This is a genomic window from Maridesulfovibrio salexigens DSM 2638, from assembly GCF_000023445.1.
GTDB lineage: Bacteria > Desulfobacterota > Desulfovibrionia > Desulfovibrionales > Desulfovibrionaceae > Maridesulfovibrio > Maridesulfovibrio salexigens.
The window spans coordinates 534,776-559,820 of sequence record NC_012881.1 but is presented as its reverse complement, the minus strand read 5'-3'; the positions used below and the strand labels follow the sequence as shown (position 1 = coordinate 559,820).

23 protein-coding genes and 1 pseudogene are annotated in these 25,045 nt (G+C 48.9%); 14 read left to right on the top strand and 10 right to left on the bottom strand.

Annotation, left to right across the window (positions count from 1 at the left end; translation table 11 throughout):
* Positions 1-8: 8 nt before the first annotated feature.
* From flgK to DESAL_RS19570, 5 genes are all read right to left on the bottom strand, one after another.
* Positions 9-2,093 (bottom strand): flagellar hook-associated protein FlgK, encoded by a 2,085-nt coding sequence (gene flgK, locus DESAL_RS02585; RefSeq protein WP_015850399.1) that lies wholly within the window; start codon positions 2,091-2,093, stop codon positions 9-11.
* A gap of 176 nt (positions 2,094-2,269) precedes the next feature.
* Entirely contained in the window at positions 2,270-3,859 is a 1,590-nt protein-coding gene (locus DESAL_RS02580) for a flagellar hook protein FlgE (RefSeq protein WP_015850398.1), read from the bottom strand.
* Between the two features lie 23 nt (positions 3,860-3,882).
* Positions 3,883-4,545, bottom strand: coding sequence for a flagellar hook assembly protein FlgD (locus DESAL_RS02575; protein WP_015850397.1), 663 nt, complete (start codon positions 4,543-4,545; stop codon positions 3,883-3,885).
* Positions 4,546-4,738: 193 nt separating this feature from the next.
* The gene (locus DESAL_RS02570) at positions 4,739-5,053 is read right to left on the bottom strand and encodes an anti-sigma factor family protein (RefSeq protein ID WP_015850396.1); all 315 of its coding nucleotides are present in this window, start codon (positions 5,051-5,053) and stop codon (positions 4,739-4,741) included.
* A 95-nt stretch (positions 5,054-5,148) separates the two neighbouring features.
* Entirely contained in the window at positions 5,149-5,736 is a 588-nt protein-coding gene (locus tag DESAL_RS19570; RefSeq protein WP_015850395.1) for an RNA polymerase sigma factor, read from the bottom strand.
* A gap of 619 nt (positions 5,737-6,355) precedes the next feature.
* Between DESAL_RS19570 and DESAL_RS02560 the strand changes: the two genes are divergently transcribed.
* From DESAL_RS02560 to DESAL_RS02515, 10 genes and pseudogenes are all read left to right on the top strand, one after another.
* Complete coding sequence (locus DESAL_RS02560; RefSeq protein WP_015850394.1) at positions 6,356-7,405, top strand: UDP-glucose--hexose-1-phosphate uridylyltransferase; 1,050 nt, start codon at positions 6,356-6,358, stop codon at positions 7,403-7,405.
* Position 7,406: 1 nt separating this feature from the next.
* Positions 7,407-8,735 (top strand): galactokinase, encoded by a 1,329-nt coding sequence (locus tag DESAL_RS02555; RefSeq protein WP_015850393.1) that lies wholly within the window; start codon positions 7,407-7,409, stop codon positions 8,733-8,735.
* 1 nt (position 8,736) lies between these two features.
* Positions 8,737-9,759 (top strand): LacI family DNA-binding transcriptional regulator, encoded by a 1,023-nt coding sequence (locus DESAL_RS02550; protein WP_015850392.1) that lies wholly within the window; start codon positions 8,737-8,739, stop codon positions 9,757-9,759.
* On the top strand, positions 9,759-10,778 hold the full coding sequence (locus DESAL_RS02545; RefSeq protein WP_015850391.1) for an aldose epimerase family protein: 1,020 nt from the start codon (positions 9,759-9,761) through the stop codon (positions 10,776-10,778). Before DESAL_RS02550 ends, DESAL_RS02545 begins: the two co-directional genes overlap by 1 nt.
* Before the next feature lie 31 nt (positions 10,779-10,809).
* Entirely contained in the window at positions 10,810-11,907 is a 1,098-nt protein-coding gene (locus tag DESAL_RS02540; protein WP_015850390.1) for an ABC transporter ATP-binding protein, read from the top strand.
* A gap of 139 nt (positions 11,908-12,046) precedes the next feature.
* Positions 12,047-13,309 carry an ABC transporter substrate-binding protein gene (locus tag DESAL_RS02535; RefSeq protein ID WP_015850389.1) on the top strand — a complete coding sequence of 421 codons (1,263 nt, stop codon included), beginning with the start codon at positions 12,047-12,049 and terminating at the stop codon, positions 13,307-13,309.
* Between the two features lie 68 nt (positions 13,310-13,377).
* A complete protein-coding gene (locus tag DESAL_RS02530; RefSeq protein WP_015850388.1) occupies positions 13,378-14,496 on the top strand; it encodes a carbohydrate ABC transporter permease in 1,119 nt (372 codons plus the stop codon).
* 3 nt (positions 14,497-14,499) lie between these two features.
* Positions 14,500-15,243 (top strand): annotated as a pseudogene (locus tag DESAL_RS02525) (carbohydrate ABC transporter permease); the annotation flags it as partial.
* 99 nt (positions 15,244-15,342) lie between these two features.
* On the top strand, positions 15,343-16,227 hold the full coding sequence (locus DESAL_RS02520) for a carbohydrate kinase family protein (protein WP_015850386.1): 885 nt from the start codon (positions 15,343-15,345) through the stop codon (positions 16,225-16,227).
* Between the two features lie 22 nt (positions 16,228-16,249).
* A complete protein-coding gene (locus DESAL_RS02515; protein ID WP_015850385.1) occupies positions 16,250-16,921 on the top strand; it encodes a D-lyxose/D-mannose family sugar isomerase in 672 nt (223 codons plus the stop codon).
* Positions 16,922-16,988: 67 nt separating this feature from the next.
* On the opposite strand, the gene DESAL_RS02510 is transcribed toward DESAL_RS02515, so the two are convergent.
* From DESAL_RS02510 to DESAL_RS02495, 4 genes are all read right to left on the bottom strand, one after another.
* Positions 16,989-17,387, bottom strand: coding sequence for a response regulator (locus DESAL_RS02510; protein WP_015850384.1), 399 nt, complete (start codon positions 17,385-17,387; stop codon positions 16,989-16,991).
* Between the two features lie 91 nt (positions 17,388-17,478).
* On the bottom strand, positions 17,479-19,119 hold the full coding sequence (locus DESAL_RS02505) for a GAF domain-containing protein (protein WP_015850383.1): 1,641 nt from the start codon (positions 19,117-19,119) through the stop codon (positions 17,479-17,481).
* A 1-nt stretch (position 19,120) separates the two neighbouring features.
* Positions 19,121-20,347 carry an HDOD domain-containing protein gene (locus DESAL_RS02500; RefSeq protein ID WP_015850382.1) on the bottom strand — a complete coding sequence of 409 codons (1,227 nt, stop codon included), beginning with the start codon at positions 20,345-20,347 and terminating at the stop codon, positions 19,121-19,123.
* 161 nt (positions 20,348-20,508) lie between these two features.
* Complete coding sequence (locus tag DESAL_RS02495; RefSeq protein WP_015850381.1) at positions 20,509-21,171, bottom strand: HAD family hydrolase; 663 nt, start codon at positions 21,169-21,171, stop codon at positions 20,509-20,511.
* Between the two features lie 244 nt (positions 21,172-21,415).
* On the opposite strand from DESAL_RS02495, the gene DESAL_RS02490 reads away from it, so the two are divergent.
* The 4 genes from DESAL_RS02490 (at position 21,416) to DESAL_RS02475 (ending at position 24,002) form a co-directional block, all read left to right on the top strand.
* Positions 21,416-22,114 carry a Crp/Fnr family transcriptional regulator gene (locus tag DESAL_RS02490; RefSeq protein ID WP_015850380.1) on the top strand — a complete coding sequence of 233 codons (699 nt, stop codon included), beginning with the start codon at positions 21,416-21,418 and terminating at the stop codon, positions 22,112-22,114.
* 93 nt (positions 22,115-22,207) lie between these two features.
* Complete coding sequence (locus DESAL_RS02485) at positions 22,208-22,519, top strand: DUF190 domain-containing protein (protein ID WP_015850379.1); 312 nt, start codon at positions 22,208-22,210, stop codon at positions 22,517-22,519.
* A gap of 94 nt (positions 22,520-22,613) precedes the next feature.
* Positions 22,614-23,327, top strand: coding sequence for a DUF554 domain-containing protein (locus DESAL_RS02480; RefSeq protein ID WP_015850378.1), 714 nt, complete (start codon positions 22,614-22,616; stop codon positions 23,325-23,327).
* A gap of 42 nt (positions 23,328-23,369) precedes the next feature.
* Positions 23,370-24,002 (top strand): CatB-related O-acetyltransferase, encoded by a 633-nt coding sequence (locus tag DESAL_RS02475; RefSeq protein WP_157047005.1) that lies wholly within the window; start codon positions 23,370-23,372, stop codon positions 24,000-24,002.
* Positions 24,003-24,101: 99 nt separating this feature from the next.
* Here DESAL_RS02475 and DESAL_RS02470 read toward each other — a convergent pair whose 3' ends face one another.
* The gene (locus DESAL_RS02470) at positions 24,102-25,010 is read right to left on the bottom strand and encodes a hypothetical protein (protein ID WP_015850376.1); all 909 of its coding nucleotides are present in this window, start codon (positions 25,008-25,010) and stop codon (positions 24,102-24,104) included.
* Between the last annotated feature and the right edge of the window lie 35 nt (positions 25,011-25,045).

Sequence of the window (25,045 nt, the reverse complement as noted above, 5' to 3'; positions counted from 1 at the left end):
TCAACCCCCTACTTAAGAGATAGCAATGTATCGAACATCTCGTTGGCGGTTTTGATCAACTGAGCCGCTGTGCGGTAAGAACGCTGGTAACTGGCGATAATATCCATTTCTTCATCAATACTGACTCCGCCCACGGATTCCTGCTTATCCACCAACCCCTTAAGTACAGTCTGGGAGATAGACAGATTCGCCTTGGCATCAGCCGCATCAGATCCGACAGTTGCCACAAGGGAAGAATAGTAATCGTTAAAACTGGACTCGGTGGAAGTTCCCCCGGACTTGAAATTGACATTCTTCTTTCCGGTAAGAGCTGCTACTGCCCGTGCTGTGGCGTTATCACCCTTGTTGACTTCCCCGGCTCCATTCACATGTGCGGCTCCGATCTTTGATGGATCAGCCTCAATGGATTCATGGACTTTGATGGAAGCGGCATCATGCCCCTCAAAAAAAGTATTAATGCCCAGTCCGGCCAGAACGCCGCTGGTATCATTAGAAAACTGGAAGCGATTATCGCCCAGTCCCTTGATGGAAAGTTTGCCGTCAGTGATCACAGCCTGCGCCTTTCCGGGGAAACTGGCATTTATGGCATCACGCACATTCTCAAGGGAGTGAACCGCCGGATCAAAATTCTTTTTACCCGGTGGGATAGAAGAGAAATCCACTGCTGAAACCGAAACTTTTTTCCCGGTGGTGGCACTGTAGAAAGCCATACTGAAACTGCCGGAAGTAAGCTTATCCGCATACGGCAGGTTACTCTTGGCAAGAGGAACAGTACTGTCGCGCACCTCGTACGTCCCTATGGTATTGGCATGATTGACCAGTCCGGCTCCCTGCGAATGGGCGCGGTTCACTTCCCAGGCAATGGATTTTGCAAAAGCATTCAGCTTCTCAATATATGAACCTATCTTTTCATCTCTGGCCCGCAAAAGTCCGGCAATGGAGCCGCCTTTTAAACGGCGCTCACCATCATTTCCTGCAAGCGGACTGATGGATTCAGATGTGGAAGTGTTCTTGTACCAGCGGACTTCTGATTTCGGAGTCAGGGTGAAACGGTCTCCATCCTTTAATTGAGTAGTGGCTGCGCTGGCACTGCTGCCTGCTTTTCCGAACCAGAATTTGACCCCGCCTACGGTTACAGCATCATTCTGCCCCCCGGCAGTGAACAATTTCTCGCTGCCGTCCGGGTTGCTGATCCAAGTCTTACCGCCGTCACGCGATACCTTGAACTGCGCAGCCGGGGCCGCACCGGAAGCATTGCCGTCACTGACCACCTGAATAGTCAGTTCTTCACCGGACTGACCGCTGAAATGGACTTCATCCTTGAACGGGGAACCGAGAGCCAGAGAATTCCGCACTCCGCCCTGCTCAAATTTCAATTCAAAAGCCTTAGCGCCCTCAACCAGCTTCTGCCCTTCGCCCAGTGACACTATTACCTGACCGGAAGGTTCTTCCTGCACACTGATATCCACCAGTGAAGACAGGCCGCGCAGTACTATATCCCGGCGGTCCAACAAGGTGTTATCGTTGGGATTGGCAATAATCTGCTTATTCAGCTCAGCCAGCTCCTTGATGGCATCATTGGCCTTACCCACTTCCTGTTTCAAGTGGGTGGTGATCAAATCCTGCTGGCGACGAAGATCTCCCACAACAGAACTAAGCTGGGCGGTAAATTTCTGAGCCGCGCCCACAAGGGCAACCCTGTTTGCTCCCAGTTGCGGGTTATCGGCAAGGGATTGCCACGCAGCCCACATATCCCCCATGGATTTGGCGATTCCTGCGTCTTTGCTCTCCACAAAGAATTTCTCAACCATGGAAAGGTTACCCGCCTCTGCATTCCAACGCGAGAACTCCGGGCTTTTATCCAGAACACCCCGCTCAAGGAACTGCGAAAGGTTGCGCCTGATGCTATCAATTGTGGCCCCGGTACCGTAGGACCAGCGACCTTCCCTGATCGACATGCTCTCATCCTGAATAACGGTCCTGCGGCGGTATCCGGGGGTCTTCAGATTGGCTACGTTGTTGCCGTGAACAGATAAGCCTATCTGGGCGTTCTGCATGGCACCGCGGCCTATGGAAAATATATTGCCAAGCATGGTGTGCTCCCATGTTTGCCTCCGGCGGTCCTTCGGGGACTTAAACCCTTTTGCAAAAGGGTTTAAGAATCCCAAAACCTTCTATTATGCTTCGCGTCTTTGTTATCGAACAGTTGTCCATACAAAGCGGCAAAGCCTTACTGAAAGGTTGCCCAGCCACCGAAGGCATTCAAAAACTATCTCTTTAACTGGATAAGTTCGCCTAAAAGCTGGTCAGCTGTGGTGATGGCTTTACTGTTGGCCTGAAAGCCTCGCTGGGTGGTGATCAGTTTGACCATCTCATCACCTACATCCACGTTGGATTGCTCCAGCTTGTTGGAAGCGATGGAACCAAGCGGTCCTGTTCCGGCACGTCCGGTCAAGGCCGGACCGGAATCACGGGTACTGGAGAAAAGGTTTCCTCCTTCCCGGCGCAAACCGTATTGGTTGTTGAAGTTGGCTAGGGTGAGCACATAGAGATCGAGCACCTGCCCGTTGGAGTACCGACCGGTGACTACGCCGTCGCGGTCGACCTCCACAGCTTGCAGGAAGCCTGCTCCGTAACCGTTCTGGGACTGGGAGTTACGGGCGTTTCCGGTATCATAGGAAGTTGAATAGGAGGCACTTCGCTTGGGAGTAGTGAAATTGGGGATATTAGCTAACGTATTACCTACGGCAGAAGCATCTGCCGGTGTCGGGGTGGACCATGTTGGCGGATTACTGCCGTTGCTCAAACCAAAATCAAGGGTGATAGGGTTTGCATCCGGGTCAGTGGCAAGGTTTGCGTTGGCTTTCCCGAGAAAGTTCGCAGTAAATATTGGCTTACCGTCATCAGACATGGGTGACGGAACCCAGTTATTAAGGTTCTGCATTCCACCTGTAGCCCCCCCTTTGAGTGAGAAGGAGCTCATACCGATCATTTCACCACGCGGGTTGAAAGTCATGGTTCCGGTCATAAGCAGGCCTGCTGCGGAAGTAGTTTTAAGAGCCGTACCGTTAATGGTCCTTCCGTCTTCTCCGGGAGGCACGGTAACAATAAACTCGTAAACCCTGTTACCGGCCGCATCGGTGGTCACAGTACTGTCCTTGACCGGATCAAAATAGATAGTCAGGTCATGTGAGGTTCCACTTTCATCAAAGGTCTTGATGGTATTTTGAAACGCATAGCGGTCTGCCGGAATTGGAGGATTGTTTTTACCGTTCCAAGTTTGATGCAGGGAAAAGAACGGCTGTCCGGTCACATTGCACTTGTCCTCAGCCTTTGAGCTGAGGTTGACGTTCATGGCTATTTCAGATGTGCGCACCGGAGGAGACTGGAAACGGTCCAGCTTGATATCTGTGGGGGTACCGATGATATCCGGTTTTCCGCTTTCGGAATTGGGATTCACTTTCCAGCCCTGCACAACATAACCGTGAGGATCGGTGAGCACCCCTTGCTTATTGAAAATGAAATTTCCGGCCCGAGTATAATAAGTTCCATCAGTGTCCGGATGACGGACGGTGAAGAATCCCTTGCCGCCGATAGCTACGTTTGTGGCTTCGGATGAAGGCTCAAAGGGGCCCTGTTTGAAATCACCGTAGATAGAGGCGATACCTACGCCATGACCGACCTGTCCGATTCCGCCACCGGTATTGACCGCACTGTAAAATGAATCTTCGAATGAAGTGCGCGCGCCCTTGAATCCGATGGTATTACCGTTAGCAAGGTTGTTACCGATAATACTCATAGCCTGACTGTGAGCACGGATGCCGCTGATGCCGTTGTACATTGATCCTTTTAAACCCATGAGAATCTCCTTGTGGTAAAAAGTTAAGCAACAACTCTTGTCACGTTGGACAAAAGCACCTTGCGGCCGTCTTCAAGTTCCAGAACGTTTTGACCTCCAGCCATATTCACGGCCTTGATCTTTCCGGAGACTTCAGTGGTTGCGAGTACTTTCTTGCCTTTGGAAGTTTCTGCACGGATTGCGATATTGTACTGCCCGTCTTCTGCGTCATTACCGTTCTTGTCTTTACCATCCCATTTAAAATCAAACTTTCCGGCATCCTTGCTGCCTAATTCAACAGAGCGGATCAGCCCGCCGTCTTTGTCATAAATATCCACATAGACGGTCTTGCATGCTGCGGGGAGAGAGATGTTGGCTGAAGAAATGTCAGAACCTTTTTTGGACACACCGAACCCTTTAGCCATAACGGTTTTGCCGATATAGCCGGTAGCATTGAGGCCCATCATTGCATTGACGGTTTTAGTCAGGCCGTCCATGGCCTTGGATATATTGGTGAGTCTTTCAACGGTGGAAAACTGGGCCAGCTGTGCAAGCTGCTCCTTGTTGTCCATGGGATTGACGGGATCCTGATTCTTGAGCTGGGTAACAAAAAGCTTCAGGAAAGCGTCTTTATTAAGATCCTTGCTTGGAGTCTTAGGGGTGGCGTTCTTGTTTACACTATTTAAATATGCGGTGGTGTCGATCATGATTTCCTCCTGTTCTGCACAACAGCTTGGGTCCGGCGTGAAATACGCAGGACAAGTTGATGCGCCTCAAGGAGGCAATCAGCCTATGAACCGGGATTCGGCATGATCAAGGCAGGGAAGAAACAGTTGATGAAGGGGTAACTGTTTCCAGCTGTGCAGACGTGAGAGGAAGTGGGTCGGGGAGGTCTTTCTATCACGCCATGACCTTGAACTCCCGGTCATTATCGTTATCAGAATCTTTTTCTTGAACAAGCTCCTTGGCTTTTTCAGTGCAGTGTCCGCCGAAAGGGGCGACTACCGCTCCATTGAGGGTGCGCTTCATCTCCACGACAGCCTTTCTGCAAGGCTGGCATTCGGCAAAGTGGGCCTCAAGACTGCTGACCTGTTCATCGGTAGCAGTTCCATCGAGATACATGCATATCTCATCAATTTCCGGGCAGGCAGGAGTAGGGCCGAAAGGAAGATCCTTCTCCGTGCGGCTGCAACTTTTACGTCCGGTTCCGTCCATGGAACACCTCGTGGTTGTTTTGTCTGCCGGTCCATCCTTGCACCGGCAGGGTTGCTGTGTCCGTTAAATCCATAAAATGAATTTAATCTCCGACACTAACGGGTCAGCACATAAGATTCCTCACTGACTCCGTGGTAGGATCGCAGCTTAGTCAGGGCCTTATGTTTGGCACTCCTGACCGACTGCTCCTTGATTCCGATAAAATCGGAAATTTCTGAAATATCCAGCCCATCCTCAAAATAAAGCTTCACTATAAGCTTCTGGCGAGGCGAAAGCAGCTGCTCCGGGATATCCAGTCCTTCCTGGACCGGATCTGCAGGAGCTTCAAGCTCATTAATGAAATCATCTAAGGGAGCTAAACAATATACTCCCTTGCGCAGAAAATCCATGGTCACACTTCTTGAAATGACCATTAACCAAGTTGTAATCTTGGCTTTTTGTGGATCATATCTCTTTAACAAACTTCTATCATTCTGTACAAGACGCAGGAAAACGTTCTGGCAAATATCATCAGCATGATGCTGGGAGTAAAATTTAAGCTTACTCTTTAATGTATTATTGATAGTAAAATAGATTATCCCAGAATATTTTTCTACAAAAGTATTCCAAGAAGGCCTATCTCCTTCAGTGCACTTTTTGATAATATTGACTATTGCCTTTTGTTCTAAGCTCAAAACAATCACCCGATGTCTTTGTTTAATGCTTCTTAATGTTTTCCCTTCATCATAACAGGCTGATTGCCTCCATGGGCATTCTTACAACTGTATACGCAGGAAAAGCCCGAAACATCCCCACTCTCTTAATCAAAACTTGATTAAAATTAACCGATCTTAATTTAAAACTGTTAAATCAAGACCTTAATGAAAAATATTTTTTCATTTTACCGAGGGATAAAGACTCATGTCCCTTACTCACAAAATCCGGCGCGAGGCTGATTTTTCAAAGTAAGTTCATGCCGTAAATACGAGAAACGTATTTGAACTTGAATGAAATCAAAAAAAGTCCACGCTTATGTTCGAAATTGGCAGAAGTGAATCCTGCCGGGTTGGTTGTAGATGAACTTTATATAACTTTAGAAAGCATCTCAATAGGCAATATTTTCCGCACATTAGCAGACTAGTCAGGTTCGGAATATACATTCTAAAAACCTTATATATCCGATGTTTTCATCTTTAATACACTAAGCCGGAGACTTTCTCACGACACCTTATTGACAAGATAAGTTGCTTGAGGCAATATTTCCGAAAACGTTTGCGGTTACGTTTGCACAATCGTTTGCAGAATCCGAAGCAAGGAACAAAAATGAGTAATAATTTTCAGGATTACCCACACAAAAGATTCAATCCCCTGACCGGGGAATGGGTGCTTGTTTCACCACACCGCACTAAACGCCCGTGGCAGGGCAAACAGGAAAAAACATCCCGCAACACTCTCCCTGCCTACGATGACAAATGCTACCTCTGCCCCGGGAACACCCGCAACCAGGGTGAGAACAACCCGGATTACAAAGACATTTTTATTTTCGACAACGACTTCCCCGCCCTGCTTCACGAGTCCGTGGACGGATTTTGTGATGACGACAATCTTTTTAAAGTTGAACCTGAAAGCGGTATCTGCCGGGTCGTCTGCTTCTCTCCCCGCCATGACCTGACCATTTCACGCATGCAGCCAAAGAATGTGCGCAAAGTGGTGGATGCATGGTGCGATCAGTATGCAGAACTTGGAGAACGTGATGAGATAGGCTACGTGCAGATTTTTGAAAACCGTGGCGACATCATGGGCTGCTCCAACCCGCATCCGCATGGACAAATCTGGGCAACCCGCTCCATTCCTGTAATCCCTGAAGCTGAAGACAAGCGTCAGCAGGAATATCTGAACGATAGGGAGCAATGTATGCTCTGCCGCTACGTGGAACGGGAGCTTAAAAACAAGGAACGAATCATTTTCGAAAATGATTCCTTTGTCGCCCTTGTCCCCTTCTGGGCGGTCTGGCCCTTTGAAGCCATGCTGCTGCCCAAGACTCATATGGGCGCAATTACTGACATGACTCAGTCCCAGCGTGATGACCTTGCAGATGCACTGGTACGCATGGGCATCCGCTACGATAATCTTTTCGAAACTTCTTTCCCGTATTCAATGGGCATCCATCAGCGCCCCACCTTGGATGAGAAAGGCGAGCACTGGCATTGGCACATCCATTATTATCCCCCGCTGCTGCGCTCAGCCACAGTGAAGAAATTCATGGTCGGATTTGAAATGCTGGGCATGCCTCAGCGCGATATCACAGCTGAACAAAGCGCCCAGCGGCTGCGTGGCCTGCCGGAAACTCATTATCTGGACCGGGAGGGGTAGCATGCATTCCATTGAGGCTTACCGCGCGCATCTGGAACAGGGCGGGTTTGACGAACAGTTCAGCCAGATCCATTCTCGTGGGGGTGTTCAGGAATCACGGGAGCGCATGCGTAATCTTCTGCACTGCATGCTTGAAAATTTCGCTCCCGATGAACTCTGCTTTGCCAGTGCACCGGGACGCACCGAGATGGGCGGCAACCACACCGATCATAACCACGGGCATGTGCTGGCCGCTGCCGTGAACCTTGACTGTCTTGCCGCTTTTTCCAAATCAGAAAACAATGCGGTTACAATTCTCTCCGAGGGGTACAATCCCATTAAAGTTGATATTTCCGACACTAAGCCGCGTGAAGATGAGTATGAAACCAGCGCAGCCATTGTGCGCGGTGTTGCTGAAGGATTTAGCAAGCTTGGACTGAATATCGGCGGATTTAATGCATGTGTACACAGCACAATCCCTGCCGGAGCAGGCCTGAGTTCTTCAGCAGCTTTTGAAGTTCTGATAGGCCGCATTTTCAGCCATCTTTTCAACGACAGCAAAATCGGCCCTCTGGAAATAGCCAGTGTTGCCAAGCAAGCCGAAAATCTCCACTTCAACAAACCCTGCGGTTTCATGGACCAGATGGCATCCTCTTATGAAGGGATTCTGTCCATAGACTTTACTGACCCTGCGAATCCGGGTGTTACCCGCGTAGAACCGGAATTCAAAACCGCCAGCTGTGCTGATGGATTTTACGGAACAGGGTACCGACTCTGCGTAATTGACACCGGAGGCAGTCACGCCGACCTGACACCGGATTACGCTGCTATCCCGGCAGAAATGTTTGAAGCCGCCAGAAGCTGCGGACAAAATCAAGCCAAAGGGCTGACCCTGAATAAAATTCTGGATAACATCGATGATATCCGCGAATACGCCGGGGACCGAGCTGTACTTCGACTGTTTCACTTCATCGGCGAAGACGAACGGGCTGTAAATCAGGCCAAAGCACTCGATGATGGGAACATGACTGAATTCCTGCGCCTTGTTTCCGAGTCCGGTCATTCCTCCAGAGAGCTGCTGCAAAACTGCTACAGCCCTGCCACCCCCAAAAGACAACCAATTCCACTGGCCCTGACACTGACTGAACAAATTCTCGGTTCACACGGGGTTGGACGGGTGCATGGCGGCGGTTTTGCCGGAACCATCCAAGTTTATGTTCATGAATCTGATTTCAAGAAATACTGCCATTCAATGGAAAAGGTTTTCGGTAAAGATTCAGTAATTGAACTGTCCATCCGCCAGCCGGGCCGCGAATTTCTGACTATCCCCCCAAACAGGACGGAATCATAATATGGGACACATGACCCTCAAAGACCTCGCCAGCAAGCTCGGCATCTCCGCATCCACGGTTTCCCGCGCCCTGCACGACCACCCGGACATCAGCGACAAGACCAAAGAAGTGGTCATGGCGGCGGCTGAAAAATACGGTTACCAACCCAATCCTATCGCTCAAAGCTTGAAAAAGCAGAGCAGCAAGGTCATCGGGGTTATCGTCCCCGAAATCAGGCACAATTTTTTCGCCACAGTAATCAGTGGCATTGAAGAAGTTGCCTACAATGCCGGGTATATCATCATGGTCTGCCAGTCCAACGAGACTTTGCAACGCGAAATCATGACGACCAAAGCTCTGGCTGCCAACCGCGTAGCCGGGGTGCTCATGGCTATTTCCCTTGAAACCACCAATTACGATCACATGCGCGCCCTGATGCACCAAAATATCCCCTTGGTACAGTATGACCGAGTGGTGGATGAACTGGATACCGGAAAAGTGGTCATCGATGATTTCAGAGCTTCATATAAAATGACCTCCCATCTCATCGACAGGGGCTACAAGCGCATCGGATTCCTTGCCGGACGTGAAGGCATTTCCATGAACAGGCTGCGCTTCAACGGTTACCTGCAAGCTCTCAAGAATCATGGAGCGCCCTTCTACCCGGAACTGAACATCAATATCGGGGGCTGCCGGGGCAGTAACGGACGCGCAGGGGCTGAAGAATACCTGAAAATGGACAATCCACCGGACGCAGTACTCTGCATCAACGACCCTGTAGCCGTGGGCGCATTCTGCCGTTTCCGTGAAGCTGGCTGGCGCATTCCCGAAGATGTAGCCTTAGCCGGATTTTCAGGCTCACCGGAATCCGCGCTTATTGATCCGGCCTTGACTTCCGTAGGCCAACCTGCCTTTGAAATGGGCAAAACAGCGGCCACCCTGCTGCTCAAACAGCTTAAAGACAAAGATAATTTCAGGCCGGAAACCATCACCCTTGATACAGAACTGCTTATCCGCGGATCGAGCTACAAGGAGGATGTGTAATGTCTATAAGCAGTAAGTCATGGGGCCGGACTCCATACAGAGAAGATATCCTGCTCTTCACTCTGGAAAACAGCGCCGGATGCAAAGCACGTATTTCCACCTACGGGGCCATCTTGAACGGGCTGGAGATTGCGACAGGTGAGAAGAATATCGACGTAGTACTCGGCTTTAATTCCCTAGAAGAATACATGAACGACGGGAATTACTTGGGCGCAACTGTAGGCCGGGTAGCCGGAAGGATTTCAAATGCCGTATTTGAGCTGGACGGGCAAAAATATCAGCTGGACCGCAACGAGGGCAGCAACCACCTTCACGGCGGCAAATACGGTTTCAACCGCCGAAACTGGGAAGTTCTGGAACTGCAAGCTGGAGCAGACTCTCCTTCACTGACTCTTGAACTTCATTGCAAAAACGGCATGGGCGGATATCCCGGTAATCTTCGAATTGAAACCACTTTTACTTTAAGCGGCAGCACCCTTTCCATCGTCCATCGCGCGGAATGCGACTCCCCCACCCCGTTGAATATGACCGCACACCCTTACTTCAACCTGAACGGTGACGGACAGACAATTAACAGCCACGAACTGAAAATCTTCGCCACGCAAAGCTTATCAACTGACAACCATCTTATTCCCGATGGCGGACTCATAGATATTTCCGGCACTTCTGATGATTTCAGCGAGTTCAAAGCGCTGGGAGAAAATGCACAGGACCGCTTTTATGTTCTGAACACCCAAAGCGAAGACACCATTTCAGCGGCAATTGCCCGAGCACCTGAATCCGGTCTTGAAATGGAAATCTGCACCAACCAGCGCGGAGTGCAGCTCTATACTGCAGACGGCATGACTGCCGGAACCAAGGGTAGTAACGGTTTCCAATACGGCCCGCGCTCAGGATTCTGCATTGAGCCCATGGGCTACCCGGATGCGGTCAATCAACCTGAATTTCCCTCCGTGATCTTGAATCCCGGAGAAAGATATAATCATTCAACCGAGTACAGGTTCCGTAGGATTTCCTAGGGAATTTAAAACGAACAAGGCGAGATGAAGCATGGCAAACGTAGAGCTTAAAAACGTCATCAAACGTTATGGATCAGTCGAGGTCATTCACGGTGTGGACCTTTCCGTAAAAGACAACGAATTCATCGTGCTGGTCGGCCCTTCGGGATGCGGCAAGTCCACCCTCCTGCGCATGGTGGCAGGTCTTGAGGACATCAGCGGCGGGGACATCCACATCGGAGAACGGGTGGTGACCAATGTATCCCCCAAGGACCGCAACGTAGCCATGGTTTTCCAGAACTACGCCCTGTATCCGCACATGACCGTTGCCGAAAACATGGGCTTTTCGCTGAAGATGCACAAAAAATCCAAAGACGAGATTGAGCAGCGCGTGAATGACGTAGCCAAGATTCTCGAACTGGAACCTTACCTGCATCGCAAACCTTCGGAACTTTCCGGCGGGCAGCGCCAGCGCGTAGCTATGGGACGGGCCATGGTCCGCAACCCCGATGTATTTCTCTTTGACGAACCGCTCTCCAACCTTGACGCCCAGTTACGCACACAGATGCGCATGGAATTGCGCAAGATGCACATGCGACTCAAGACGACCACCATCTACGTCACCCACGACCAGATTGAGGCCATGACCCTTGCCGACCGTATTGTCATCCTCAAAGACGGCTACATCCAGCAGGTTGGTACTCCGGTGGAAGTTTTTGAAAGGCCAAACAACGTCTTCGTGGCCCAGTTCATCGGCAACCCGCCCATGAATATCCTTGAAGGCGTCATCAAGGTCATTGACGGCAAAAGGTACGTGGTCAAAGGCAGCACCAAATTTCCAGTGCAGGATCATCAGGGACCGAGCCTCAAGGACGGTGACCCGGTACTGGCCGGACTGCGCCCGGACTCCATCAAAATGGGCGATAACATCGAGCGGCTTCAAAAAGACTGGTGGTGCAGCGGCGAAGTCGTTGTATCCGAGATCCTCGGTGCCCATTCACTACTTGAAATCGTTATTGACGGCGAAAATGAACTTATCGCCGAAGTGGAAGGAAGGGTTATTGCCCATCCCGGTGAAATTGTACCTATCGGATTTGAATTCGACCGTATGGTCCTTTTCGACCCTGAAACCAAAGAGGCACTTTATTAAGACAGTTGAAGACGCTTTACTGGAGATTCAGCGCCGATAGTAAGTTTTAGTGAGAAATACTTACCGTACGAATCCCCAAAAGCGACGAACTATAAAGGCTTAAGGATAACGTAGATTGTTTTAACATTTAGGAGGAAACATGAAACAGTCCCTGATTAAACTTTGCTTGGTATTCGCAGCGGTCGTGCTGCTGGCAGTTCCGCAGGTCTCTCAGGCCAAAGAACTCAAAGGCGACCTTGAAATTTTCTCTTGGTGGGCAGGTGATGAAGGTCCGGCGTTGCAGGCTTTGATCGGTCTCTACAAAGGCCAGTATCCCAATGTAAACGTCATCGATGCTACTGTTACCGGCGGTTCCGGTGTTAACGCAAGAGCCGTACTGAAAACCCGCATGCTCGGTGGCGAACCGCCGGACAGCTTTCAGGTTCACGCAGGTCAGGAACTTATCGGTACCTGGGTTAAGTCCGACCGTATGGAAGACCTGACCTTCCTGTTCAAGGAAGAAGGCTGGATGGATGCATTCCCCAAGGGCCTGATCAAGCTGATCGGTACTGACAAAGGTATCTGGTCCGTTCCGGTGAACGTTCACCGCTCCAACGTGATGTGGTACATTCCTGCCAACCTGAAAAAATGGGGCGTGGAAGTACCCAAGAACTGGAATGATTTCCTGAAAATCGCTCCTAAGCTCCAGAAAGAAGGTATCGTTCCCCTTGCCATGGGTCAGAACTGGACCGCAACCCACCTCTGGGAATCCGTTGTTATCGCATCCATCGGTGCTGAAAAATGGAACGACCTCTGGTCCGGTAAAATGAAGTTCAACAGCCCTGAAATGATCAAGGCTTGGGAACTCTTCGGTAAAATCCTGCCCTACACCAACAAAGACGCTGCATCACTTTCATGGCAGCAGGCAACCGATATGGTTATCGATGGCCGCGCAGCATTCAACATCATGGGCGACTGGGCCGCAGGTTACATGTCCACCACCAAGAAAATGGTTCCCGGTAAAGACTTCGGCTGGATTGCATCCCCTGACACTGAAGGTGTATTCATCTTCCTCGCCGACTCTTTCGGCCTGCCCAAGGGCGCACCCAACCGCGACAATGCAATCGCATGGCTGAAACTGCTCGGTTCCAAGAAAGGCAGCGATACCTTCAACCCCCTCAAGGGTTCCATCTCCGCCCGTGTCGATACCGATCTGAGCAAATACAACGTGTACCTGCAGTCCGCAGCAAAAGACTTTGCTAAAGACGCAGTTGCCGCTTCCCTGATCCACGGCGCAGCAGCAAACGAAACCTTCGTAGGCAGCTTCGCACAGGTTATGGAAATGTTCCTGAAGACCAAGAATGCCAAGGCAACAGCCATGGCCTGCCAGCAACTGGCCGACAAAGCCAAGATTGGTCAATAGTCTATCTGGATAAGTAATTAATACCGCGCCGGGATTTCCCGGCGCGGTCCCAAAAGGGGTTTCGGCATATGAGGGAAGCATCACTGGACAGATTGAAGGCGTTTTTAACCCTTCTGCCATCAATTATCCTTGTCGCCGTTTTTGTATACGGTTTTATCGGCAACACCATCTGGATTTCCATGACCGACTGGGGTGGAACAGGAGCACTGGCCCTTGATCCGCAGAAAAATTTCATCGGTCTGGATAATTACGTAGACCTGTTCAACGGGTTCCTTTCCGGAGGTTTCAGACAGGATCTTGTTAACGCAGTGTACTACTCTGTCATGCTGCTTGCCGGAGCCATCGGCCTTGGGATGTTCATCGCCATCCTGCTGGACCAGAAACCCAAGGGCGAGGATATTCTTCGTACAATTTTCCTTTACCCCATGTCCCTCTCTTTCATCGTATCCGGTACCATCTGGCGCTGGCTTCTGGCTCCTCAAGGAGGAGTCAACGTGCTGCCCACCTATTTCGGGTTCGATGCCCTTGATTTCCAGTGGACTTCATCCACGAAAGCCATCCTTGAATTCAACTGGCAGAACATAGTTCAAATCCTGCTCTACCTCGCAGCATTCATCCTGATTCTGATCGGGCTGTTCCTGCTCAAAGGCAATCCGCAAAAAGCGGTCAAACGCTGGCTCGGTCCCGGCGTGATAATCGGAGCCTTTGCATGGCTGGGCGGTTCACTGCTTCCGCAGGCCCTGTTCATGGAAGAAATGCACGGCTTCAACCTCGCCACTCTGGGCATCATTATTGCCACAGTCTGGCAGTACGCCGGCTACACAATGGCCCTCTACCTTGCCGGATTCAACGGAATTTCACAGGACCTGCGTGATGCAGCCATGCTCGACGGGGCCAGCAGCACGGCCTACTACCGTCACGTTGCCATCCCCATGCTCAAGCCGATCACCATCAGTGCGGTAATCATCCTCTCGCACATTTCGCTGAAAATGTTCGATATCATTTTCGCCATGACCGGACCGGACAATGCCCAGACCGGACACCCGGCCCTGAATATGTATATGACCACCTTCCGGGCCAACGACTTTGCACGGGGCGCAGCGATCGCCATCGTGCTTTTCCTCGTGGCAGGAACATTCATCGTTCCTTATGTGATCAGCCAGTATAAACAAAGGAGAAGGGGATAAACCATGAGTACTACTACCCGAAAGTCAGGAATCACCCCCGGCTCCATTCTGCTCTACGGCTCACTTTTCATGCTGGCCCTGCTCTTCCTTATGCCGGCATACATGGCGATTGTTACCGCGCTTAAAGACCCGGCAAACATCAGCCTGCCCACCGCGTGGGAGCTGCCGGAAAAATTCAATTGGCAAAGTTTCCCGGAAGCTTTCGGGCTGCTGAAATCCAACATTGCCAGTTCCCTGGTCCTGACTGTCTGCGCTACAGCTCTTTCCACTGTGCTAGGTTCGCTGAACGGCTATGTTTTTTCCAAGTGGAAGTTCAAAGGCAGCGAGCTTATCTTCACCTTGTTTCTGTTCGGTATGTTCATCCCCTATCAGGTTATCCTGATTCCGCTCTTCCAGACTCTGCGGGCTATGAACCTTTACGGCGGACTGCCGGGACTGATCCTTGCCCATGTGGTTTACGGACTCCCGATTACCTCGCTGATCTTCCGTAACTTCTACGCCCAGATTCCCACCGCGCTGGTGGAATCCGCAAGGCTGGACGGAGCCGGATTCTTTTCCATCTACACAAAAATTGTATTCCCACTGTCCATCCCCGGTTTCGTGGTTACCAGCCTCTGGCAGGTTACCCAAATCTGGAACGAATTTCTCTGGGGTATCTGTCTTACCCGCCACGAGGACAACCCCATTACCGTGGGATTGGCCCAGCTCGCAGGCGGACAGGCCGTAAGCTGGAACCTGCCAATGGCCGGATCAATCATGGCGGCATTTCCGGTTCTCATGATTTACATTTTTCTCGGCAGATACTTCATCCGTGGACTACTTGCCGGATCAGTTAAGGAATAAAAAGTGAAACAACTATTCATCGCCGGAATTGGCGAAATATTATTTGATGTACTGGCAGATTCCGAAGAAATCGGCGGTGCTCCGGTCAACTTTGCATACCATGCGGGACGGCTGGGCGCAGACGGTGCAGCCATCTCCACTCTCGGTGATGATGATCGCGGACGGCGTGCCACCTATGAGCTCATGAACCGTGAACTCTGCCTTTCGGGTGTAAGCATTGACCCTGATCATGAGACCGGATACGTGGAAGCCCGTCTGGATGATCAGGGCGTGGCAACCTACTATTTCCCGGATGACATCGCTTGGGACCACCTGAAACTCAATGACACTGCTATGGGCTTTGCAGCACAGGTGGATGCGGTCTGCTTCGGCACCCTTGCCCAGCGCAGTACGGAATCACGGAAAGCCATTCATACCTTTTTGGATACCGCACCACAGGCTTTAAAGGTTTACGACATGAACCTGCGCCAGAATTTTTACAGCAAGGAAATCATCGCCGAATCGATTGAACGGGCCGATGTGCTTAAGCTGAACGATGACGAAATTAAAGTCATTGCGCCCATGCTCGGACTTGGAAGCAGCGAGCGCGATATGCTCAAAACCCTGCATGATAATTTTGGACTGAAGTGCTCAGTACTGACTCGCGGAGATAAAGGCAGTCTGATTATCACAGAAGATAATGAGATTGATCATCCCGGTATTGAGGTGAAAGAAATTTCAGATACCATAGGCGCAGGAGATTCCTTTACCGCTGCGGTGACTATCGGATTGCTGCTCGGGCACTCTCTGAAAGATATCAGCGATCATGCCAACAGACTGGCCGCACATGTCTGTTCCTGCAAAGGAGCCATGCCTGCCATCCCCGCTAAATTTAAGTTAATAAAATAATATTTTAATACAGGATAAGATCATGAAAAGAAGTGAAATCAACGCATTGATCACCAAGGCCAAAGATTTTTATGCCGGACACCGCTTCAACCTGCCGAAGTGGGCATTCTGGGGCCCGGAAGACTGGAAAGGTAAAGGCGACAGCGAAGTTGTGAGCAATATGCTCGGCTGGGACCTGACCGATTACGGCAAAGGCGACTTCGATAAACTGGGACTGATCCTGTTCACCATCCGTAACGGCAATCTCCAGACCGAAGACCCCAAGCCCTATGCGGAAAAGATCATGATCCTGCGCGAAGGACAGCTCTGTCCCATGCATTTCCACTGGTCAAAGCGGGAAGACATCATCAACCGTGCGGGCGGCAATCTGGTAATCAAGCTTTACGGCTCCAATGAAGATGAATCCATGTCCGACCAGCCTCTGGAAGTGAGTGTGGACGGTTTTGTACGCACTGTAGAACCGGGTGGTGAAATAGTACTTGAGCCGGGTGAATCCATCTGCCTTGAACCGGGCATGTATCATTGCTTTTACTGCGAAGAAGGAACCGGGGATGTCATGGTAGGCGAAGTCAGTGCGGTTAATGACGACAACATCGACAACCGATTCCACGAGCCCCTGCCCCGTTTTCCCGAAGTGGAAGAGGATGAGGAACCGCTTCACCTGCTGGTCACTGACTATGCAAAGTATGTCTAAGAATTAAAAACCAAAAAATCCCGGTTTGGAGAACTCCAAACCGGGATTTTTTATGCACTTTTAAAAATTACTCTAGAATACCCAATTCTTTCAGCTTAGCTGTCAGAGCTTCAGCTGTCAGAGGCTTAACAATATAATCCGTGGCTTCACTCTTGCTGAAAGCTTCGAAAACAGTTTTTACGTCCGAAAGAGCGGTCACCATAATTATTACGGACTCTTTAGCCGGTACAACCTCGGACTCACGTTCTATTTCCCTTATCTCCCGCGCTGCATCCAGACCGTTTTTTTCCGGCATCATGATATCCATGAAAACATACTGATAAGGTTCATTCTTCTCGAGAGCGCTCTTAAAGACATCCAAAGCCTCAGCACCGTTCACAGCAACATCAACTTCACCGATCTTCTCAAGAAAAAGCTGTAAAAAACTCCGTGATACAAAGTCATCTTCAACAACCAAAAACTTCATCACACCACCTCACGAACTTGGATTAAGAGGAACACGCCAATATAAATAGCATAGCAATGTGTCTTTTTCAAAATGCTGAAATTAATATGTATCAATCATCCATCCCCGGAAGATTGATCATAATTGAAGTCCCTTTCTCACTTGAACTTTCAAAGGAGATATTTCCGCCCATAGTTTCTGCAATCAGCTTTGCAGAATATGTTCCCAGCCCTGTTCCGTCGGACTTTTCGGCAGTAACGTATTTTTCAAAGAAAGTGTCCCGGATGCTTTCAGGAATCGCGCCTTTATTATGAATCTGTATGGCAACATTTCCATCAATAACCCGGACATCAAAAATTATATCCTCATCTTCAGGGGAAGCTTCCACTGCATTTTTCATTATATTGGATAAAAGCGAATAGGTCAGAAATTCATCACAGCGAATATCAAAAGAGAAATCACCGCCAACATCCTTACCTTCGAACTGTTCCCTTATAACCAGCTTTTTATACCTGACCAGCTCAGATAAATCCTTAACCACCGATCGTACAATCGAATATACATCTGCTACAGCAGGATTATACTCATATGAGCCGGTCTCCATCTTGTAGAGATCAAGGGAAAGATTGATCATATTCAAAAGCTTATAACCGGAGATCTTTATGTACTCCAACACTTCCCGCTGACTTTCAGTAAGGTTGACCTCATCATCATTCAGCAACAAATCAGGAAGCCCGATAATCCCGTTCAAAGGAACTTTAAGGTCATGGCGCATAATACGATCAACATGCTCCTTCAAATCGGCAAGTTTTTTCTGTTCACGAATATCAATAAAATTTTCAACCATATGCAGCTTGCCATCAATCATGACCCTGCTTACGGTTTTCTGGATGGGAATATGGGTACCGTCCTTTCTTTCAATAACATGTTCTTCGTTGCTTTCTTGCAGACCGTTATCAACAATGGGACAACTCCCTTTACATGCAGTACAGATGACATCAAAACATTCTGTCCCGATAACCTCTTCCCACTCCCTGCCCATCATCTCGAGTGCCTTAGGGTTAACATCAACAATCCTGTAATTTTCCGCTTCAACCACCATTACCCCGGCCTGCATTGCATTCAATGTAATATCTAACCGATCATAGGCATCGACTAGATCCTGAGTACGCTGCTGGACCATGCGCTTAAGCTCCAAACTATGATTACGCATAATCTCATGGTTTTCGTAATTCTCAAGAGCATTGACCGCGGCAAGCATAAACACTGAAAAAAGTTTCAAAGTTGTATCTAAAATCTCTTCCTTGCTCTGCTGCATTATCCCTGCAAACATTCCCCGCACCCTGAACGGAGTAAGAAGAGCATGCAGCAGAATGTGGCTATCTCCGGCGGAACCAAGAAAAAACACGGGACCGTCAGACTGCAATGCATAAGCAAAGGACTGGTCCGCAATAAGTAAATCTATTTCCTCTTCCAGCTTTGCTGAAGCAGTTTCCGGGCAGGAACTGGCGCGCACAAAATCCTGCGTATCATTATCTACAAGATAAACAGCACAAGACTGGAATGGAATCATCCTCTGAGCGCGGTCACAAATATCCTGCAACAATTTTTCCAGCGAAGACTGTTGGGGTGAAAGAGCGGAGATAGTCCCCAGTTCCCGAGCCAGATCCAAGGCATCCATAGCTGCTGCCTTTTCATACTGAAGGGCTTTAATCTGCTGCTGTTGAAATCTTATCAACTTCTTTTCGTCCATCCTAACCTCCGAATATGGCAAGAATGTCCGCGATCTGACGCTTGGCCTTCGATATGGTCGTCACAACTGCACCGTCAGGAAGTCCCAGAGTATCCCACGCCCCTGTGTATGGGGTGTTTATCAGTCCAAAACTGTCTGTTCCGTATTGAAGAGCAACAGCCATAGCATCCGCGACAGAACAAATTGCAGACTCAATACAAAGCTCACCGGACCGGACTCCGTGATGACCGACCACTCCGGCAGTAATGGACGGCGGAATATTCCAGAGTTCAAAGAGCTTCCCGGCAAGTTCACAATGGTCAAAACCGAAGATCATGGACTCTGCTTTGCAATAGCTGATGCTGCGGGACATACGCAGCTGAAAAGCCAGATCTATCTTTTCCGAATACTGCTGCAACATAATCAGCTGCCCGATATCGTGGAGCATTCCAACGACAAAACATTTATCTTGTGAAATTCCGGGAACCTGCTGAGCTAAAATGCGGCAAAAAACAGCACATGCTAATGAATGTTTCCAAAAATCGGCCATGGAAAAACCTACATTATGCTCTCCCTTAAAAGCTTCCATAACCGAAACACTTAGAGCAAGCTGGCAGACACCATCTGTTCCCACCAACGAAACAGCCCTGCTCAATGATTCAACCGGAAGATCGAAACCATACAACGGACTGTTGACCAGACTTATTAATTTTGCACTCAGCCCTGAATCCTTGGAGATAATATCCGCAAGGTTTTCCGATCCGGCTCCGGGGTCGTTAAGGGTTTCCATAATCTTGTAGTAAATGTCCGGAAAGGCCGCCAAACGGATGCCGCTATTTAAAAATACACCGGCACTTTCGAAAAGAGGAGCATCAAGGATATCAAGATCGCCGCCGATGGGCATCAAAACCTCAGGCAGGGCTTTATCCTTTTCCAGCTCTCCAACAAAGTGCTTGATACAGGCTTCTTTCAAAACCTTCATGGGAGCCACAGACATATTCGCATATGCGAACACTCCCTCTACATATTCATCTGCAATAGCCAGTAGGCGGGGATCAGGTTCGTCATTATCTTCTCCCGTTTTGCTTCCACTAAGAACCTCAACTTCGCTAACACCCCAGATATTGAAAATTCGCAGATGCTTCTCTTCAAGCACAGTATCAGCGGCCAGCAGGAAACGGCCATTAGCTCCGTTAACGTCCTCCAGCAGACGCATCCCGACTTTCAAATCACCTACAAAAACTTTCATAGCCTACCCTTCGTGATTGCAAAATTCCTGAAAAACATTCTGGTTTTGATTGAAGAATAACAGATGGCGGGCAATTAAAATACAATTTTACTCTGCATAGAAACAAAAAAAGGAGGCGCAGCATAAGCCGCGCCTCCTTTGAGAACAATATATTAATAAATTTAAAGCAGGGAAACCAAGTCGGCAGGAGTATCCAACACAATATTCGCCCCGGCTTTTACAAGCTCATTTTCACCACGAAAACCCCATCCGGCTCCGATGGCAATCATGCCTGCATTAACACCGGTTTTGACATCAACATCAGTATCACCGATGAATAAGGTCTGTTGCGGAGAAACACCCATTTTTTCCGCAAGCTCAAGAGCTGCATCAGGTTCGGGCTTGAGGGGGACATCCTTGCGTCCGCCGTAAACAGCAAAAAAGTCTATTCCCGGCAGGAACTTAGCGACAGATTCAATAGCGTGTTCATGGGGCTTGTTGGAAAGGATCGCAATTTTTTTACCAGCGGCAATAAAATCAGCAAGGACTTCAGGAATTCCGGCATAAGGACGGACGTGCTTATTCAACTCCTCTTCAAATTTCTTAAGCAGGACCGGCACAAACTGATCATAATCTTCCTGATTCTGCTTATCTTCAGGAAGTACCCGCCATGCCAGTTTCTTTGCACCGTCACCAACGAACTTGCGATATGCATCTACCGGATGTGTCGGGAGACCCGCAGACTCCAAAGCGGAGTTCCCAGCTGCAGCAATATCGCTTAATGTATCAAGCAGGGTTCCATCCAAATCAAAAATCACAGCTGAAAAATCAAGTGAACTTTCCATCTTTACAACTCAATAATAATTAAAGGTTTAAGACATATTTCCGGCAATACATTGCTCTTAAGCATGAAAAACATGCCACATAATCAAAGAAAACTTAACGGGCAAGGACTAACGCCACTGCAAGCTCGCAGTCAACATTTTCCATGAATGAAATCCGCACGAAATAGATTGACGTTTATGACCGTTTGAAGTTGATTCATGTAACAATTAAACCCAAGCAGCGAACCAATTAATTACCATAACTATGCCCGCAACCGAATACAACTCAGAGCAAATAATTGATGCCCTGCAAGCTGACCCAAACCTGATCAAAGCGGAACCAGCTGCTTTGAAAGAATTGTCCAGCAAAGCCAGCCAGCGGAAATTCAAAAAAGGAGAATTCATCTTCAAAGCAGGAGATGAATCACACACCTTTTGTCTGGTGGAAAGCGGCAAGGTAATCCTTTCCAAGGAATCGCCATCCGGGAAATCTTTCACCTATCTTGTTGCCACACGCGGAATGACCCTGAACGGAATCACCTGTTTCAAATCCGGACCAAGGATTTTCAGCGCCCGCGTTGTGGAAGATTCATCCATCATCACGATACCATGCCATGAATTCAGATATTGGGTTGAAAACAATCCCCCCGTTGCCATGGGTATATTGGGCACTATGGGCGAACTGCTGGACGGAGCATACACCCGCATCATTGATCTGATTGACGAAAGCGTTGAGACACGCATTCTAAACGTACTCAGCATGCTCTCCACCCGCATAGGTTCGGAACTCCCCCTTACCAACGAAGATCTTGCAGGCATGGTTGGTACTTCACGTGAAAGCGCCGCCCGGGTCATATCCAGACTTCAAGATAACGGAATTGTTTCCAAAGGACGCGGCAGCATCACAGTTCTGGACAAAGAACAACTGGACGAAACAGTTTCCAGCCCGTTTTTCATTATTTAAAAACACCTTCCTCAGTGACCTGCGTCATTGTTCGCAATGTACTTCCGTAATATTTCCTGCTCAAACAAAATAACTTGAAAACAGGAAAACATAATGCACGGTTATTTAATCACTTTCTTTACCCAGAAAAACCGCGAACAGGACGGTATGCCACTGGCAGACTGGATTATTGAAGAAGCCCGAAAAATCGGAGTACGCGGTGCAACGCTATTCAGCGGACAAGAGGGCTTCGGTCATGACGGACGTTTTCATTCAGACAACTATTTTGATTTTGAGGACAAACCGCAACTCGTAACCATGGCCCTGACTCATGACGAATGCGACTGCCTGCTTTCCCGCCTGCAAGCCAAACAGCTTCGCATCTTTTACACCAAATCAAGAGTTGAATTCGGATTTACCTCTTAAGTCCCGAATTCTTCACCTCCCCAACAATTCACCTACCCTGACAGCTATATCCGCTTCTTCAGCGGACTGTCGCTGATCTTCAAAGGAATCTCACATGATAGGACCATTTATCAACGGGGCCGCACTGCTTGCGGGCAGTGTTGCCGGTGCCATGATCGGCCCGAAGCTTAATGCCAATATCCGTACCCGAATGCCCATGGTCTTCGGCTGTGCATCTATGGGCCTCGGCGTAGCCATGATAGTAAAAGTTAAACTTTTAGCTCCGGTTATGCTGGCTCTGGTAGTTGGATCATTGCTTGGTGAAATTATAAAGCTGGATAATATTATCCAGAACTGCGCAGCAAAAGCCCGTATTGTAATCGAAAAATTGACCCGCCCCAGCGGAGATATGGATCAGGAAGAATTTCTGGATAAATTTGTAGCTCTGCTGGTTCTCTTTTGTATGAGTGGAACCGGGATTTACGGTTCCATGACCGAAGGCATGACCGGAGATGCCACCCTGCTGATAGTTAAATCCATCCTCGACTTTTTCACCGCTCCCATCTTCGCCTCCACAATGGGCTTTACCGTAGGTATTTTGGTCTTTCCACAATTTCTCGTTCAAAGCTTGCTATTTCTAGGAGCTTCCCTGATTCTGCCCCTGACCACCCCGGACATGCTGGCAGATTTCTCATCCTGTGGTGGACTAATCATGCTCGCTACTGGTTTCCGCATCTGCGGGATCAAACAATTTCCAGTAGCGAATATGATTCCGGCACTTATTCTGGTCATGCCCCTTTCATATTTATGGGCAACATATCTTGGATAAGAATTTTCACGACTACAACGAGGTAACCTTATGTCCTCAAGCATGAAATATCCTGATCCCGGCACCAAACATCCGGTAGCAGGTTTTCCGCAAGTAACGTTCATCAAAAACTTCAATGAGAATCACAATGTAATAATCGGTGACCACACATATTATGATGATCCATCGGGACCGGATAATTTCTTTGAAAACATCCTATATCATTTTGATTTTATAGGCGACAAACTGATCATTGGCCGTTATTGCGCCATTGCCAGAAATGTTTCTTTCATAATGAACGGGGCAAACCATGCCACGGGTGGTTTCTCCACCTACCCATTTTTCATTTTCGGATCGGGATGGAAGGATGCCACCCCTCCGGCAGAGAATACTTCATACAAAGGCGATACTGTAATCGGCAGTGATGTCTGGATCGGATATGACGCCACGATCATGCCGGGAGTTAACATCGGACACGGCAGCATCATCGGAGCAAAATCAGTAGTCACAAAAGACGTTCCTCCATACAGCATTGTTGCCGGAAATCCGGCAAGAGTAGTTAGAATGAGATTTGATGAAAATACAATTGCAGCATTGCTGGATGCACAATGGTGGGAATGGGAACCTGAAAAGGTGACCCGAAATCTGCCTGCCATTATCGGCTCTGATATGGAACAATTGAAAAAAGCAACCTAGTGGAGCTATTCGAATTAAGGCTGCACTTAGCTTCCGCATGAAAAATCCCCGCAACGCTCTTGAGCATTGCGGGGATTCTACTTTTTAAAAAAGCCGGGGTTATCCCGGATAATCAAATTCATCCCTGAGAACATCAAGGGCGATTTCTTCCTTGGTCTTGTACTTATCTTTATCGATAAGGGTCGGCTGTCCTGTGGGCGGAACATCATGGTACATATACTTATAGATGTCGAAGTTGAGACAAGTCTTGTTGCGCAGGTGCATTTCCCGAAACCACTGGCACCCCACATCCAGAATCTGCTTGCCGACATTGATGAAAGCGCCAAAGGGAGTCGCTTTGCCAACGGGCATTGTCATCTTGCGGGCGATCTTCATGTTTACGAGGCAACACCATTCATTGACCCTGCACTCCGGCAGAGGCCAAGGTTGCTTAAAAAAGATATCGTGCATTCGCGGCAGATGATAAGCGCGGACCTGTTTTCCTTCCGGCGGCTGGGCACTGCGGTAAAGGTCGACCAGTTCACGAAAATCCGGGCGGTAGTCCATATAGGTATCAGGTGAACATTTGCCGGAAAATGCAGCAGGACAGTACCAGCATTGCCCGATGTGTCCGGCAGCGACATGATCCCCGATCCCCTCAACCATTGCCCCGATTATATCTTTTCTGAAGATGGCATCGTTATGAATGATAAGCACATAATCCTTATCACTCTTTTCCCAGCCGTACTGGTAACGGACGGAATGGCGATACTCCTCGTCATCTATGCGGTCCCATTCAATAGGAAAGCAATAGTTCCAGTATTTGGGCATGTAGTATTCGATCTTATGGGATAGAGCATCCAGAACATACTGATGGCAGCCCGCATCAATGCCCTTGGTCTTGGTATTTTCCTCAATAAAGTAAATCTTATCGATATGCTGACCACTTGCCCTCTCAAGGGAAAGCAGAGCAAGACAAGTCTGCAAGGGCTTGCCGCAAACGCTTATAATAACATCAACCTTACTCACTGATCCTACTCCGCAAACACGATATTAAGCCGAAA